The following is a 16,800-nucleotide window of genomic DNA, read 5'->3' as shown; positions in this document are numbered from 1 at the left end:
TCACCTACACTTTCTCGTTCATAAGGACTTCCTGGAAAGATACTTCTTCTCCTTCAGCATGTGGTTCATCTGAAGATTCTTGTTCTTCCTGACTGGAATCTCGTTGATGTCCGAAATCTCCAGCCTCTTTGTCATGTTCCGTTAAAAACTGCTCGCCTGAAGTCATATCCGTTTTTTCCACCACTACCTGCTGAGGTGAGAACATATGCCTTAATTGATTCATGTTGCTATCGAGCATATCTTTGGCTGCCTGTGAAGTTACTAGAATCTTCACCGTCATTTCCCCATTCATCTGCATGAGTCTCACCGTCATATCTCCTAGTTGCCGGGGGTTAAGGCGAATGTTCAATTCTGTCATACCAGAAGAATTCGAAAACATACGAGAAGACTTCATCATTTGGTCAAACTGTTCCATGAACTGGCTTTGCATCATAGGTTGAGATTGGCTTGAATTCAAGTGAATCACATGCTGCTCTACTTTTGTCATATTCATTGAGAGATGTGCAGAAGATAGATGTGGAGCGGGCGCCTGTTCAGACTGAGTGAGCTTAGTTATTGATTGTGAAAGCCACTTAGCCATATCTTTTGATGTCACTTGAGCTTGTTGAGCATAATTAACTACCATTGATTTCCGGTCAGAATAATTCTTCACTAAATCGGAAAGAAGCTGTTGCTGCTCTTGGCTGCTGCCTTTGCTTGCTCTAGACAAGGTTTCATTAAAAACACCTGGATCCTTAGAAGCTGCTGCCAATTTTGTAACTTGATCGACAATTTGTTTCAATTCAATGATCGTTTTCTGATCTAATGTCACTTTTTTCGTTTGATGCACTGCATCACCTTGCGAAAACAGTTTCCCTGTCAGTTGTTCAAATTTCCCCCATAGTGATTGGAGTTGCTTCTCTGGTGATCCTTCACCATTTACAGATAATGATTTACCGGAGCCCCATTCCATAGGCGGCTGCATAAAAGACATCATGACGCTTCTATTGTCAAATATGGATGCAGAAGCTACTTCGGTATGAAGGTCTTTCAGAAATTCTGATAGCTTAACCTGCTCCTTTTCATTTAATGAAGGAAGTTCTTTGCTAGTCATACTGAATAACTGTTCGAATTCTTCTGGCATACCATCATCTTTCCAAAGGGCTGCTTTAGATAAGTCCGTATTCTCAATCTTTTCAAACAATCCTCTCATATCTAAATCACCTGAAGCACCGCTCATAGTAATCCCGAAACCCTTCAACTCTTCCTTAACCATTTCGATTAAACTTTCGATGTTTTCTTCCCCTACTAATTCACCCTGCAGTAAATCCTCAAAAGCTGTCATCAGCTTGGAATGCTCACCTTTACGCTCCACGTTGTTTAAGGGTGAGAGAAATTGACCGGGCATGGACTTAAATAACTGCATCATTTCCATTATTTCACCTCCTTTCAAAGCATTCTGTTTACTGCTCTTCCGTCATTAAACTCGTTAATTGTGCAGCAGCTTCAGGAGACATTTCTCCTAATACAGCCCCGCGCGCATCGCTTTGCATTTCGGAAAGAAGGGAGACGGCAAGAGAACCTTCCATATTTTCCAGAATAGGCGCCGCAGCTTCCTCGTCCATCTCCTGGAAAGATTCGGCCATTTCAGAAATATTATCGGTTTCAGTCTCTTCATTAGAAGTCTCTGCTGCCTCAGAAGCTGATTCTAAATTAGCTTCCAACTTTGTAATGGTCTGATTCAATTCATCTATCGTGGCGTCTTTACTACTGTTATCGCCTTCCAGCTTTTCGATTTCTGCTTGATAATCCGCAATGGCCGATTCATAGTGGTCTGTGGTCCGCTGCTCATTCTCTTCTGACTGAGTCGTAACCAGGCTTGATACGCCTGGTATTTTGTTGGCAAACTCCTCTCCTTTATCCAAAACATTGATTCCCATCATGCTTATTACAATTAGCGTAATAGTCAGTGCAAATATTGTCGGTACTACAATGACTAAGAAAAACCATTGAAAACGATTTTGGCTTTCCTCCCTGCTTTTTGCCATTTAATCACCTGTTCTTATAATTTAGATATTGTCTTGTCGATACCTCATCCATAGCTTTACTTTCTTCTGCTTTTAGCCAATCCTCGTGCTGAGTCAGTTTTTTTTCAATCAACTTTTCAAATTTCTTCACTTCAATATGCGCTGACGACAGGTTGTCATGTGCTGTTTCCATAACTGATCTTGCCTGCTGTACTCTGGGCTGGAGATTTAAGATTTTTTTATTCAACTGATCAATATATTGTTCATGAAGTATGAAGTTTTGCGCTCGAACCTTCGTCTCCCTCAATTCTTCATGGAACTTTTCTTCAGCATTTTCTTTTTCTTTTAGGGCTTCATAAAGTTCAGTAGCCACAGACTCAAAACGGTCGACTTGTTCTTGATATATTTTTTGCTTAGCTATCTTATCTCGGTCTTGTAAATCTTTAATCTTATGAAAAGCTTGTAAACTTGTCATACAAAAACTCCTTAAGAAAATAACTGAGAAAGAATGTCGGTGGACTTCTCAATAGTTGAAGGCTCATGTACATCCTGCTTTAAAAAATCAATGATAGAAGGATGGTATTTAATCGCTTCATCAATGTCACGGCTGCTCCCTCTTTTATATGCACCAATTTGTATTAATTCACTATTCTCTTCATATGTAGCTAATAAAGAACGTAGACGAGAAGCTGATTGCTTGTGTTTGTTCTCGGTCACCTGGTTCATTACTCGGCTTATAGATTTCAATATGTTAATGGCAGGAAAATGGTTTTGTTCTGCTAATCTTCTGTCTAAAACAAAATGCCCGTCTAGAATTCCCCTTACCGTATCAGATATCGGCTCATTCAAATCATCGCCATCTACTAAAACCGTATAAAATGCTGTAATCGACCCATTTTTGCTCGTACCTGTCCTTTCGAGAAGTTTAGGTAAGGTAGCAAAAACTGAAGGTGTATACCCTTTAGTAGTTGGTGGTTCACCTGTCGCCAAGCCGATCTCCCGCTGTGCCATAGCAAACCTGGTGACTGAATCCATTAAGAGGTTTACGTCATAGCCCTTTTCTCGAAAATATTCACTGATAGCCGTCGCTGTATAGGCTCCTTTCATTCTCATCAATGCCGGCTGATCAGAAGTAGCTACTATGACTATTGAGCGCTTGAGCCCCTCAGGTCCTAAATCATTCTCGATAAATTCTCTTACTTCCCGGCCTCGCTCTCCGATTAAAGCAATCACGTTGATATCAGCCGAACTATTCCTCGAAATCATACCTAGCAGCGTACTCTTCCCTACACCGCTGCCTGCGAATATCCCTACGCGTTGTCCCCTTCCTACGGTCAGTAAAGAGTCTATGGCTCTTACTCCAACCTGAATAGGTGATTTTATCGTCGGTCTTTCTAGCGGGTTAGGAGGGTTCTGGTCGGTGGGGAATGTCTTTAAACCTTTTGGAAGCTTTTGATTATTCATCGGACGGCCTAGAGAGTCTAACACTTGACCGATCAAACCAAGACCCGCTTTAATTTTCAATGGACCATTTGTCCCTTCAACTAAACTGCCCGGTCCGATTTCTTTAATCTCAAGGTATGGCATGAGCAGCAGGTTTTCATCGTGGAAGCCAACAACTTCAGCTTCGATTTTTTTTGCTGTACCTGAAGGCGTATGGATGTAGCATAAATCACCAATCGATGCTTCCGGACCTTTCGATTCAATCATTAATCCTATAACCCGGTGCACCTTACCAAATCGTTTATATGTATCTACCTTTTCGATGCTGTCCATGTATAGCTGTTTATTCATCAGGTTTCTCCTCATGCACGATTTGGAACAGCTTCTGCCTTAATTCCTGTAATTGAGGTTCAACCCCCGCAATTATTTGCCCGAAGGGCGACTCGATTATACATCCAGAGCGCTCCACGCTGTCCTTTATATAAATACTTAACGTAGAATTGAATTCTGTGATCGAATCAAGTTCTTCCCTTTGAGAATGCAAAATCGGATAATCATCAGGATGGACATACACAATGATTTCAGCCTGATTCTTCACTTCCTCCAGAGCTCTTTTTACAATTTCCACAAAAATCGACGGATGCTCTTTCAGCTCGCAATTTATTATTTTCTCTGCGCTTTTCATAGCAATGTCCATGATCGTCTCCTCACTAGATCCCACCGTCAAACGATAATCTTTTTTAGCGAGTTCAATCAGCTGGTTAGCTTGAGAGATTTTGTTCAGGTATTCGTCATAGCCTTCTTTGTTTCCTTGTTCAAAACCCTTTTTAAACCCTTCTTTTTCTGCGTTTTCTACAAAGTTTTTTCGTTGTCTTTCCCAGTCTTGTTTCTGTCTCTGAATTTCCTCTTCCGTTTCCTTCATTATAAGTGTAGATTGAGCTTCAGCTTTACGAACTTTCTCTTCTGCTTGGCCCACCAATTCATTAGCTTTGATGTCGTTATCATCATAAAGTGTCGTTTTCCCTTTATTCAACTGAATCTTCTTTATTCCAATTACCCGATTCTCTGAAGAAGAACTATGGCTAGACAATGATGTCATCTCCTCCGCCTCTGGCTATGACAATTTCTCCCACTTCTTCTAGTCTTCTTATCGTGGAAACTACTCTTGTTTGCGCCTCTTCTACGTCTCTTAAGCGGACAGGTCCCATGACTTCCATTTCTTCTTTGAACGCCTCAGACATACGCTCTGACATATTGCTGAAAACTAGATCTTTCACCTCGTCGCTAGAAACTTTAAGCGATAGCCGCAAGTCATCATTTTCAACTTCACGAATGATACGTTGAATGGCTCGATTGTCCAATGAAACAATATCTTCAAAGACGAACATCCTTTTCTTAATTTCTTCAGCAAGTTCAGGATCCTGTATTTCTAAAGCATCAAGAATAGTTCTCTCTGTAGTGCGGTCTACTCCGTTAAGCACCTCGACTACTGCAGGAATCCCTCCGGTTTCTGTATAGTCGTGCGTGACAGTAGCAGAAAGTTTTTTTTCTAAGATGTTTTCCACCTGACTGATAACCTCAGGAGAAGTAGAGTCCATAGTTGCAATCCGTCTTGCTACATCTGCCTGCAGTTCCTGCGGGAGTTCAGATAGAATTTGACCTGATTGCGATGCATCTAAATACGATAATACTAATGCAATTGTTTGAGGGTGCTCATTTTGTATAAAGCTAAGAATCTGACTGGGATCTGCTTTCCTTGCAAAATCGAAAGGTTTAACTTGCAGGGATGAAGTCAGCCTCCCAATAATGTTAGAAGCTTCCTCATCACCTACAGCTTTCTCAAGAATGGTCCTGGCATAGCCAATACCACCCTGTGAAATATAATCTTGTGCTATAGCGATTTGATGAAATTGCTCTAATATTTCTTCTTTCTGCTTCGAATCTACTTTTTGAACGGATGAAATCTCTAAGGTGAGTCGTTCCATTTCTTCTTCTGTCAGATGTTTGTATACCTGTGCTGCAACATCCGGACCAAGAGAGATAAGCAGAAGAGCTGCCTTCTGCTTGCCTGATAACCCGTTCTTTTGATAGGCCATATTGGTCCCTCCTTAATCTTCTGCAATCCATGAACGAAGTAGTTTCGCAAAGTCTTCTGGTTTTTCTTTGGCCATTCGTTCTAGCTGCTTACGTCTTACAGTTGCATCTGTTTCTTTCTCTTCTAAATCTGGAATTGAGATCGGCTGTGGTTCAGCTGCCTCTTCGAAAACCTCTTCTTCTTCGTAATCTTTGCTTCTTCTTCTTAGAAGTCTCCATATCAGGAAAATCACTACTAACAGCAAAAGACCTCCTGCGATGTAGGCCCATAACGGAATATCAGCTGGTTCTTCATTAAATTGTGGCTGAGCGTCAAATTCCTGAAATACAATCGAAGCTTTCTCCTCAGAATCTACTTCTCCATAACTGCCATCGATTGAAGTGGTGATCATTGAATCCAAAATAGATTGGATGCTTTCTTCCACCGTCAGCTGTTCTTGCTCATTCAGAGTCTGTACTTCGCCTTGTTCATTTTCACCTTTCGTATTATCAACAGCTACTTGGATACCTAAATCACGAACTTTGAATGGACTTTCTTCAATATTCCTTTGAATGCGATTGAATTCATTATTGATAGTCTCCTTAGACATTTCATAATCGCCATTTCCTTCACCGTCTTCTGCTTCATAACCAGGAACATCCTCTTCTCCTGTCCCTGCTACTCCACCAGCCGGAGTTCCGCCTTCATAAGTCTCTTCAATTCGTTCTATACTTACGGGCAGCCCTTCCAACGCTTCTTCATCAAAAGGTTCCACTAATTCCTCTGTTCGCTGTTCTTGGGTGAAGTCAATATCAGCAGTGACTGTGGCTACAACCTTATTCGGCCCCATCATCGTCCCCAGCATCTTTTGAACGCGCTGCTGAATATCTTTCTCAATGTCCTCTTTTACTCCTTGTTGATATGTATAGGCATCCGTATTATTTGCATTTTCCGAATTATTTTTATCATAATAATTAAAGTTCTGGTCCATGATGACGATATTATCTGTAGGAAGATTAGGAACTGACTTTGATGCTAAATTATAAAGTGTTTCCACTTCCTCATTTTGGATATCATGACCAGGCTCAACATTTAATACGATCGAAGCGGAAGCTTCTTGATTTGTTTCAGACATGAAAACTTCTTCCTCAGGAACATTGATCATAACCTGCGCGTCGGCAATCCCTGAAATACCGGACATTAAGCTGGCAAGTTCTGACTGCATAGCATCGAGCTTTATGACATCAAATTCATTATCTGTCATGCCCCAGGAAACATTTCCGCTAAAAAATCCGTAGTCTATATTCCCACTGTCAGGTAATCCTGCTGCGGCAAGATCGACGAGTAATGTTTCAGCTTGTGCTTCAGGTACGCGGATAGTCGTTCCCCCGCTATCCAGCTCATAAGAAACTCCTCTGACATCAAGTTCTTCTTTGACCTGCCCCACTTCTTGAAGTGATAAGTCACTGTACAGGGGAACCATTTTGGAACTTGCAGCAAAAAAACTAGCTAAAGATAATAGAATCACAAACCCAATGATTGAACCTAGTAAAAGTCCTTTTTGCTTTGTGCTTCGTTCCTTCCAGAACGTTGAAGTTCTTTTCGTTAATACATATATTTTTTCTTTCATGATTGCCCCCAAAAAAAGCACAATTTAAGAGAATAAGTATGGTACCTTAATTAAATTGAACTGTAGTTATACTTGCATACGCATAATTTCTTTGTAGGCCTCGACTACCTTATTACGCATTTCTATGGTGGTTTGCATTGTGACACTCGCTTTTTCTGATGCGATCATGACTTCATGAAGATCATCTATTTCTCCATTTGCCAATGCCTTCGTCATATTATTTGAGCCCCCCTGGGTTTGATTGACATTCTCAATCGCCATCTTTAAATTGTCAGCGAATTTTGAATGGGCTTCGCCAGGTGAAATGTCCTTGGCATTCTGTGCCCTTGGCACTTGAATTTGATCATTGGAAATTGGTGTGATGTTCATAGTAAGATGCCTCCTTATTTTCCGATTTCTAATGCTTTCATAAGCATGCCTTTTGAAGCATTCATCGCAGTAACGTTCGCTTCATAGGAGCGGGTGGCACTCATCATATCCACTGTCTCCTTCAAAGGGTCTACGTTAGGCATTTCAACATATCCATCTTCATTAGCGTCAGGATGGCTTGGATTATACGCTTGCTTGAACGGCTCATCATCTTCCTGGATTTCTACCGCCTTGACTCCTCCTTGGCCGGCCGCCGAATTTTGAGACTTCGCTTTTTGTAAGAAAGAGCTGAAAGATTGATCTTCAGGCTGCAGCTGCACCATTTTTCTACGGTAGGGCTCCCACTCTCCATTTTCATTGACAGTGGCTCTCGTTGAGCTTGCATTTGCCATATTGGATGACGCTACATCCATACGGAGCCTCTGAGCCGTCAGCGCACTGCCGCTTGCGTTCATAGCATTAAAAATACTCATTTTTAATTACCTCCTCTAATGACACTTTTTAAACTATTGAACTTCCCGCTTATACGATCAACCAGAGCTTGATATTGAATTTGATTTTTAGCCAGATCGTTCATTTCCTTGTCTATGTCGACGTTGTTGCCATTATGGTTATATGTAGTACCTTCTTTCCTCACTGTTTGATGAGTAGTCGATTGGCCATTGCCAAAGTTGAGATGTCTTTCGTTCGTGCGCTTAGCGCTGACCCCCATCTCTTCGCTGAGAACATTCTTGAAGACGACGTCCTTGGCTTTGTACCCCGGCGTATCTACATTGGCGATATTTTCTGAAATTGCTTGATTTTTTTTACTGGAATGGTTTAAAGAGCTCTCTAACGTGGTAAATGTATCATTAAACAGTTTCAAAGCGTAATACCTCCCTCATTTGACAATAATCCACAAATAATAAATCTAACCTCAAAAGAATTAGATGAATTACCTATTAAGGCAGTGATAATTTACTATTATTTCTAAAATTCAAAACTTTTATCCCGGTACTTTTCGATCATAAAGAGAGCATTTTATACTTCTTTGTCGAAAACACTACTATAAAGAACATTATCACACAATTATGTAATAAAATAAATTATATTTTGAAACATATTAAAAAGACTACTAAAGAAGTGGTATTACCTACTTTCGAACATTAAATTCGTTAATAATAACCAATTAAATAGGTCTAAAAACACACAAAAAAAAACAGTTCTTAAATTAAGAACTGTTTTTTAGCTGCCATTTTTTATTTTTTTACATTTTTGTAATTTTAATTAAAAATCCTACAGAAGAAAAACTCCCTGTTTAGAGTGAGGGCGGGGCGCCTTTTCGTACTTGCTTCCACTCATCCTGCATTCTTTTTCTCATATCTTGCACACATATAAAAGGAAGTTATAGTGGAACACTCTCCAGCTTTCGTTTGGAAGCTATGAGACTTCTTTAGATACGATCCTCAATAATTTCGGTTCTTTTACGTCACACAGGTTAAGGGAAACAAAAATGCCTGCTGGAAGACCTGGTCATTTTCCAAGAAAAATCAGACTGTTGAGCTCATTCTCAACAGCCTGACGTATTTCTAGTAAAAAAGTATCTTTCAATGAACATTACATTGATTAATTAGATCGAAGTTTTTGTAATTCAACTAAGAAATTGTTGTTGAGGACTTTAATATACGTCCCTTTCATGCCTAATGAACGTGATTCAATAACGCCGGCACTCTCAAGTTTACGAAGTGCATTGACGATCACTGAACGCGTAATTCCTACTCTATCTGCAATTTTACTTGCAACTAGCAGTCCTTCATTACCTTCCAGTTCTTCAAAGATGTGTTCGATGGCTTCTAATTCACTATATGATAAAGAACTGATTGCCATTTGTACTACCGCTTTGTTACGGGCCTCTTGTTCAATTTCTTCAGTCTTCTCATGAAGGATCTCCATTCCGACTACGGTGGCCCCGTACTCTGCAAGTAATAGATCATCTTCATTGAAACTTTCATTTAAGCGGCTAAGGATTAAGGTTCCTAGTCGCTGTCCTCCACCGATAATAGGGACGATGGTAGTCAATCCTTCTTCAAACAACTCTTTGTTTTCTACAGGAAACGCTGTATATTCACTCTCGATATCCAGGTTCGGAGTAGTTTCTTTAATGTTGAATAAGTTCTGAGTGTACTCCTGTGGGAATTGACGTTCAGAAAGCATGTCTTTCATACGTTCGTTTTCAATTTCCTGTTTAATGGCAAAACCTAATAATTTACCTCTTCTGCTTAAAATAAAAGTATTGGCTCCGATGACATCTCTTAAAGTGGCAGACATGTCATTAAAATCCACCGATTTCCCAGTAGTTTTTTGCAGCATTGCGTTGATTCTTCTTGCGCGGTTTAATAATTCCATTGTTGTTCCTCCTTGCGAATACGTTATAGTATAAATCTGCTTAAGTCTTTATTTTTAACAATAGTAGCAAGCTTGCTCTCTACGTATTGAGGGGTTATTTCAATTGTTTCCAGCGTAACATCCGGAGCTTCGAACGATAGATCCTCCAAAAGCTTTTCAAGGATCGTATGAAGCCTTCGGGCGCCAATGTTATCTGTTTCCTGGTTCACTTCATAAGCGATTTCCGCAATCCTAGTAATAGCATCGTCAGAAAATTCCACCTTTATACCTTCTGTTTCAAGAAGGGCTTTATATTGTTTGATTAGAGCATTAGAAGGCTCGATCAAAATACTTCTGAAGTCCTCCACTGTCAATTTATTTAACTCTACCCGAATCGGGAATCGTCCTTGCAATTCCGGGATCAAGTCGGAAGGTTTGGCCATATGGAATGCTCCTGCAGCGATGAACAAAATATGATCGGTGGAAACCGGCCCATATTTTGTGACAATGGTCGACCCTTCGATGATTGGAAGTATATCTCGCTGGACACCTTCTCTTGAAACGTTGCCCTGATTTTCTCCCTTGGCAGCTACTTTATCGATTTCGTCGATGAAGATCATGCCTGATTGTTCGACCTTTTCTACCGCTTCCTGTCCAATTTCATCCATATCCACGAGTTTTTGAGCTTCCTCCTGAGTCAGGACTTTACGCGCTTCACTGACAGGGAGTCTGCGCTTCTTCTTTTTCTTTGGCATGAATTGACTGAAGGCATCCTGCATATTCATGCCCATCTGCTCCATTCCCGACCCTTGCATCATATCAAACATGGAAGATTGTGACTCCTCTATTTCTACAGTAACCATATGGTCCTCAAGTTCACCTAAATCCAACTGCTGTTTGATACGTTTTCTTTTCGATTCTACTTCCGTTTCCTCATCCGCATTTTCCTTCTGTGTTGACTCGTTTTCGTTTTGCTGGAAAAGCATTTCAAAAGGGTTTTTCATTGTATTGCCCTGCTTTTTCTTAGAAGGTACAAGCAATTTGACTAATCGCTTATTCGCCTGCTCTTCAGCTTTGCCCTTCACAGACTCCATTTTCTGTTCCTTTACCATTCTTACAGCCATTTCAACGAGATCACGCACCATTGATTCAACATCACGGCCGACGTACCCGACTTCGGTAAATTTAGTAGCTTCCACTTTTACAAAAGGAGCTCCTACCAGCTTGGCCAGTCTCCTTGCTACTTCCGTTTTACCTACTCCTGTAGGACCCATCATCAAAATGTTTTTAGGAACGACTTCGTTCTTCAAATCATCCGTCAACTTCATACGACGATACCTGTTTCGCAAAGCTACAGCAACGGATTTCTTCGCATCTGTCTGACCTATTATATATTTGTCCAACCGCTCGACTATTTGTTTTGGAGTTAAATCAATAGACACGATACAAACCTCCTCATTCCAGGACCTCTAAAGTGATCTGGTCGTTAGTAAACACACATATTTCCCCAGCTATTTCAAGCGCAGCATGGGCGATTTGTCTGGCCGACTTCTCTGGTGAGTATCTTTTCAATGCACGGCCCGCGCTCAGCGCATAGTTTCCGCCAGAGCCAATGGCTAATATGCCGTCATCCGGTTCTATAACTTCCCCAGTTCCTGAGACTAAAAACATTTTTTCCTTATTCATGACGATCAACATCGCTTCAAGTTTTCTTAAGACTTGATCACTCCGCCATTCTTTAGCTAATTCTACAGATGCGCGGGCTAAATTACCGTCATAAGCTTCAAGTTTAGCTTCAAATTTTTCAAAGAGTGTAAAGGCATCAGCTACAGAGCCGGCAAATCCAGCCAGAACTTGCTCGTTGTATAGTCTGCGGACTTTGACCGCTTTATGCTTCATGACCACTTGATTTCCTAAAGTTACTTGCCCGTCACCGCTCATCGCTGATTCGCCGTTATGCTGTACAGCAAAGATCGTTGTAGCATGAAACTGTTGATCCATATGATCACCTCATTACTTATTTGCGCGCGGATGGCTGTTCATGTATACGTCTTTCAGCCGATCCTTCGTTACGTGAGTATATATTTGAGTCGAAGATAAGTGCTCATGTCCTAATAGTTCCTGAACCGAACGAAGATCAGCCCCCCCGTTTAACAGGTGAGTAGCAAACGAATGCCTTAATTTATGCGGGTGAATGTCTATCGTTAATGCGGCATCCTTAACCATCTTATCCAATATCGTCCGGATTCCTCGTGCTGTTAATGGACCGCCTCTATTGTTCAAGAATAAACGGGATGAAGCACCTTCCTCTTTTATAAGAGTGTTGCGTCCGTCTTTTAAGTAGCGTTTCAATGCTTCTTCTGCAAAGCTTCCAAAAGGGATGAACCTCTCTTTGCGCCCTTTTCCTCGAACGAGTAAAGTAGTTAATGAAAAGTCGACATCTTTTATTTCAAGCTGCTCACACTCACTTACTCGCATACCCGTTCCATAAAGCAGTTCAAGAATGGCTTGATTTCGTTGACCTAAAGGAGACGATAAGTCACTCACTTCAAATAAATGTTCAAGCTCCTCCTCGTAAAAAAACTCTGGAATAGGATTTTCACTCTTCGGCATCCGAACATTCAAAAATGGATTATTGGTTACGTACCTCTCTCTTTCAAGAAACCTATAAAAACTACGCAAACATGAAAGCTTTCTTGAGATACTTCTTCTTGACAGCTCCTTATCATGAAGAGTGGATAGATAGACTCTGATGAAGGAAAAATCTACTTCTGTCAGGGAATGTATATTCTCTGCTGTCATGAAACCGAAAAATCCTTCAATGTCGTTCTTATACTGTTCAATGGTTAGCGATGATGCATTTTTTTCTATTTGCAAATATTCCACAAACAATTCTTTTTGATGAAGAAGCGTTGTCATAGTTCACCTCTTAAAGCGTTTAAATTCTATCACACTATTCACTATTATAACAATGAATTTAAACCAATTGTAATAAAATTCTGAATTGTTTTATATTCACCTAACCTATTATACGGCTGAGTCAATGGAAAATAAACATATCTTTTTGAAATAACTGTCAAGTAAATACTCTTACCAAACGGTAATTATAGCCGTCATGTCGAACGGTGTCAATTATTTTAAATGAAGGTTTGTTAAATTTTTGTGTTGTTCATATGGCTCGCTTATCTTTAACACTCATTTTCGAGACTTTTGCATGGGAAGGTGGCGGTTTTAGAAAACGAATCGCTTACCATGGGCATGGGGTGAGCTTCCTGGGTACTCGCCTGCTGAGTATCTCACCTATCCTACACACTTCACCTCTTACACCATAATTGTTATTAATAGAAGACTAGCATAAACCATATGAGACTCTATCGAGCCATCCGATTGGAAGGTGTTCAAAACCTTTCTATCCGTGACTAAGAAAAGAGCTTGAAGGTATCAGAAATTACTCACTTTCACAGACAGGACAGAAAAATGCCTTGTGGGATCCCAGTTCTTAAGAAATACGGTTTATTTTAAAAAAGTTTAAGGAAGTCTCCTACTACTACAAAGGACGTTAATTTCAATTCAGGTATTTTTACTGCGCTCTGCCGGAAAGCGAGATATTCCCATCCGCACCGATCCACCCACCAAATGTCTCGAAATCGAGCATTAAATAATCCTGAAGTATCATTAAATAACAATTTTATGTAAAATCAACACCTACTATTAACATAGGTTAAATGAAAAGAAAAAACCTATGGTATTTTGCTTACCATAGGTTTACGTTTTGTTCTTTACGATTGTTGTTCTTCTTTATAATCACAATTTGTACATTGAATTTGTGTTCCTTTTTTAGCTTTCTTCTCTACCAACAATTGTTCACATTTAGGACACGGTCTTGAGATCGGTTTATCCCATGAAATAAAGTCACACTCAGGATATCTTTCACATCCGTAGAACTTACGGTTTTTCTTGCTTTTTCTCTCTACGACTTCACCCTCGTTACATTTAGGACAAGTGACGTCGATTTTTTTCAAAATAGGTTTCGTGTTTCTGCACTCAGGAAAATTAGAACAAGCTAAGAATTTTCCGTAACGCCCCATTTTGTATACCAATTCATGCCCGCATTTTTCACATTCGATGCCTGCAGGTTCATCCTTAATTTCAACTTCTTCCATTTCTTTTTCAGCTTTTTCAAGTCTTGGCTGAAAACCCTGGTAAAATTCGGAGATAATCGAAACCCAGTCTTGTTTTCCTTCTTCCACCGAGTCTAAGTCATCTTCCATGTCTTTCGTAAAACCTGCATCAATGATCTCAGGGAAGTATTCCTTCAGCTGCTCCAAAACGATTTCTCCAAGTTCAGTTGGTACAAAACGTTTGTTATCTAATGCTACGTATCCCCGTCGCTGAATGGTGTCAAGCGTAGGCGCATACGTCGAAGGTCGGCCAATCCCTAATTCTTCGAGAGTTCTTACAAGACGTGCCTCCGTATACCTTGGTGGCGGCTGGGTGAAATGCTGATTGGGTTTAATCGCTTGAGCCTTGACGATCATTCCCTCTTCTAAATCAGGCAGCAACTTATCTTTTTCTTTCTTATCATCGTCTGTTCCCTCGATGTACACTTTCATAAAACCTTTAAACTTTACTTTAGAACCAGTGGCTCTGAACTCTACACCCTGGTTATACAGGTGTACGGTCATGGTGTCTAATATAGCTGGGGCCATCTGGCTTGCTATGAATCGGTCCCAAATCAATTTATACAAACGATATTGATCTCTTGAGAGAAGGCTTTTCATAGCTTTCGGATCTCTATCGGCGCCAGTAGGTCGAATTGCTTCGTGAGCGTCCTGAGCCCCGCCCTGCTTTTTGCCACCACTTGGATTTGCTAAAAATTCATTACCGAAGTTATTTTCAATATATTGTTTTGCATCCTCTTTAGCAGTGTTGGAAAGTCTGGTGGAATCAGTTCTCATGTAAGTGATCAGGCCTGTAATTCCCTGCTTTCCTTTCAAATCGATTCCTTCATAAAGTTGTTGGGCGACCATCATCGTTTTCTTAGCCCTGAAATTTAATTTACGTGCGGCTTCTTGTTGTAAGGATGACGTCGTAAAAGGTTGTGATGGGTTACGCTTTCTTTCTCTTTTATTGACTTTATCAACGGAAAAATCGTCACCCTTCATTTGACCTTGAATTTTCTTGACGTCCTCTTCCGTTTTCAATTCTTTTTTCTTGCCGTCGATCCCGTAAAAAAACCCTTCAAAAAGCTCCTGATCCTTTAAAAACTCAGCATCAATGGACCAATATTCTTCCGGTTGGAAATTTTTAATTTCATTCTCACGGTCGATTATGATTTTTACAGCTACAGATTGAACCCGTCCGGCACTCAATCCTTTTTTCACCTTTTTCCATAAAATCGGACTTATATTATATCCGACCAGCCGATCAAGTATTCGTCTGGCTTGCTGAGCATCCACCAAATCAGAATCTATCGTTCTAGGCTGTTTGAATGAATCTTTGATCGCCTCTTTTGTAATTTCATTAAATACGACTCTGCATTTGGATTTATCATCTATATCCAGGCTGTGTGCCAAATGCCAGGCAATAGCTTCCCCTTCGCGGTCGGGGTCAGCTGCGAGGTAGACGCGTTTTGCTTTTTTCGCTGCGGTTTTCAATTCTTTTAAAACGGGACCTTTCCCGCGTATGGTTATATATTTCGGTTCAAATTCATTTTCAACGTCGACTCCCATTTGACTTCTTGGTAAGTCCCTTACGTGTCCTAATGATGCTTTCACTTTATATTTTTTTCCAAGGTAACGTTCAATCGTTTTAGCTTTGGCTGGTGATTCAACGATTACAAGATAATCTGCCATGTAGTTTCCTCCCATAGAGGTTTTTCTGTTTATATATATCACAAATCTTCCCTATTATTAAATACAATGAAACCGTTTGTCAAACTGACTATCCCATTTTTGTATAGAATAAGCTGCTCTGCACCTAATCATACGTACTATTTTAGGAAAATTTTAATTTTTCTCACAGTATCCTTTTATAATGTCAGCGCAGCTATGAACTAACTGTGCACCTTGCTTTATAATTTGATGGCATCCTTCACTCGTAGGCGATCCGATCGGCCCTGGTAAAGCATAAACATCTTTTCCCTGTTCCAGCGCCTGGTCGACTGTAATTAAAGAACCGCTTTTTAACCTCGCTTCAATTACTAACACGGCTTCCGAAAGGCCAGAAATGATACGGTTCCTCTCAGGAAAATGGTGCTTCCGGGCTGGACGGTCAGGCGGGTATTCGCTTAGTAAAAGCTGTTCTGATGCAATCTTATCAAATAATTTCATATCATTTCTTGGATATAAGTGATGGAAACCTGAACCGATGACAGCGATAGTAGTCCCCTTATTCATTATGGCGATTTTGTGTGCAAATTGGTCGATACCCATCGCCATTCCACTGACTATATTGAATTTTGATTGGACTAGCGGATCAATGATCTTTCTCATGGAAGGGTAAGCGTATTGAGAGGGTGTTCGAGTACCGACCACACTTAAATTTAATGGAATCTGAAGGTGGTCAGTGCGGCCTGAAGCATAAAGAACAAGAGGGGGATCGGGGATATTTCTCAAAATAGCTGGATATTCTTTATCAAATAGTGTAATAAACTTATATTGGGACCGATTTATGTCGAGTTTCTTCATTATATTAGGATTCTCGATGTATTTGAAAATAGCCGCGGAACGTTCCAGGGGGAGAGCTGTCTCTTTTGTAATTTTAGCAGGAGTCAAGCTGGGGAGAGATGTAAGAAGTCCTTCAATTTTCATCATTCTTTTAAGCATAGACCTGGTTACGTATGGGCAGTCGTGCAATGTAATTAATGCTTCTTTTTGCAAGTTCATGTACCATCCTCATTTCCGTAAATTATA

Annotated in this window: 16 protein-coding genes; all 16 read right to left on the bottom strand. The window is 40.4% G+C overall.

From position 1 onward, the window contains the following. Positions 1-4: 4 nt before the first annotated feature. Positions 5-1,414, bottom strand: a complete 1,410-nt coding sequence (locus tag O2Q26_RS00550; protein WP_289214111.1) for a flagellar hook-length control protein FliK — start codon at positions 1,412-1,414, stop codon at positions 5-7. 28 nt (positions 1,415-1,442) lie between these two features. Next, positions 1,443-2,027, bottom strand: a complete 585-nt coding sequence (locus O2Q26_RS00545; protein WP_289214110.1) for a MotE family protein — start codon at positions 2,025-2,027, stop codon at positions 1,443-1,445. 4 nt (positions 2,028-2,031) lie between these two features. Continuing rightward, positions 2,032-2,481, bottom strand: a complete 450-nt coding sequence (fliJ, locus tag O2Q26_RS00540; protein ID WP_289214109.1) for a flagellar export protein FliJ — start codon at positions 2,479-2,481, stop codon at positions 2,032-2,034. An 11-nt stretch (positions 2,482-2,492) separates the two neighbouring features. Continuing rightward, complete coding sequence (gene fliI / locus O2Q26_RS00535) at positions 2,493-3,800, bottom strand: flagellar protein export ATPase FliI (protein WP_289214108.1); 1,308 nt, start codon at positions 3,798-3,800, stop codon at positions 2,493-2,495. Further along, a complete protein-coding gene (gene fliH / locus O2Q26_RS00530) occupies positions 3,793-4,539 on the bottom strand; it encodes a flagellar assembly protein FliH (protein ID WP_289214107.1) in 747 nt (248 codons plus the stop codon). The genes fliI and fliH overlap by 8 nt, the downstream gene beginning before the upstream one ends. After that, positions 4,532-5,545, bottom strand: a complete 1,014-nt coding sequence (gene fliG, locus O2Q26_RS00525; protein WP_289214106.1) for a flagellar motor switch protein FliG — start codon at positions 5,543-5,545, stop codon at positions 4,532-4,534. Before fliG ends, fliH begins: the two co-directional genes overlap by 8 nt. Positions 5,546-5,557: 12 nt before the next feature. Beyond that, complete coding sequence (fliF, locus tag O2Q26_RS00520; protein ID WP_289214105.1) at positions 5,558-7,153, bottom strand: flagellar basal-body MS-ring/collar protein FliF; 1,596 nt, start codon at positions 7,151-7,153, stop codon at positions 5,558-5,560. A gap of 66 nt (positions 7,154-7,219) precedes the next feature. Further along, entirely contained in the window at positions 7,220-7,522 is a 303-nt protein-coding gene (fliE, locus tag O2Q26_RS00515; protein ID WP_289214104.1) for a flagellar hook-basal body complex protein FliE, read from the bottom strand. Positions 7,523-7,536: 14 nt separating this feature from the next. Further along, the gene (gene flgC / locus O2Q26_RS00510; RefSeq protein WP_289214103.1) at positions 7,537-7,995 is read right to left on the bottom strand and encodes a flagellar basal body rod protein FlgC; all 459 of its coding nucleotides are present in this window, start codon (positions 7,993-7,995) and stop codon (positions 7,537-7,539) included. Between the two features lie 2 nt (positions 7,996-7,997). Beyond that, the gene (flgB, locus tag O2Q26_RS00505) at positions 7,998-8,387 is read right to left on the bottom strand and encodes a flagellar basal body rod protein FlgB (RefSeq protein WP_289214102.1); all 390 of its coding nucleotides are present in this window, start codon (positions 8,385-8,387) and stop codon (positions 7,998-8,000) included. 740 nt (positions 8,388-9,127) lie between these two features. After that, positions 9,128-9,907, bottom strand: coding sequence for a GTP-sensing pleiotropic transcriptional regulator CodY (gene codY, locus O2Q26_RS00500; RefSeq protein WP_289214101.1), 780 nt, complete (start codon positions 9,905-9,907; stop codon positions 9,128-9,130). 23 nt (positions 9,908-9,930) lie between these two features. Beyond that, positions 9,931-11,328 (bottom strand): ATP-dependent protease ATPase subunit HslU, encoded by a 1,398-nt coding sequence (gene hslU / locus O2Q26_RS00495; RefSeq protein ID WP_289214100.1) that lies wholly within the window; start codon positions 11,326-11,328, stop codon positions 9,931-9,933. Between the two features lie 13 nt (positions 11,329-11,341). Next, on the bottom strand, positions 11,342-11,887 hold the full coding sequence (gene hslV, locus O2Q26_RS00490) for an ATP-dependent protease subunit HslV (RefSeq protein WP_289214099.1): 546 nt from the start codon (positions 11,885-11,887) through the stop codon (positions 11,342-11,344). Positions 11,888-11,899: 12 nt separating this feature from the next. Further along, complete coding sequence (xerC, locus tag O2Q26_RS00485) at positions 11,900-12,805, bottom strand: tyrosine recombinase XerC (protein ID WP_289214098.1); 906 nt, start codon at positions 12,803-12,805, stop codon at positions 11,900-11,902. Between the two features lie 860 nt (positions 12,806-13,665). Then, complete coding sequence (topA, locus tag O2Q26_RS00480; RefSeq protein WP_289214097.1) at positions 13,666-15,741, bottom strand: type I DNA topoisomerase; 2,076 nt, start codon at positions 15,739-15,741, stop codon at positions 13,666-13,668. 153 nt (positions 15,742-15,894) lie between these two features. After that, a complete protein-coding gene (gene dprA / locus O2Q26_RS00475; RefSeq protein ID WP_289214096.1) occupies positions 15,895-16,773 on the bottom strand; it encodes a DNA-processing protein DprA in 879 nt (292 codons plus the stop codon). Positions 16,774-16,800: the final 27 nt, after the last annotated feature.

The organism is Halobacillus campisalis (assembly GCF_030345335.1).
Classification (GTDB): Bacteria; Bacillota; Bacilli; order Bacillales; family Halobacillaceae; genus Halobacillus_A; species Halobacillus_A campisalis.
The sequence above is the reverse complement of the archived record's forward strand: the minus strand, read 5'-3'. Positions and strand labels throughout refer to the sequence as shown.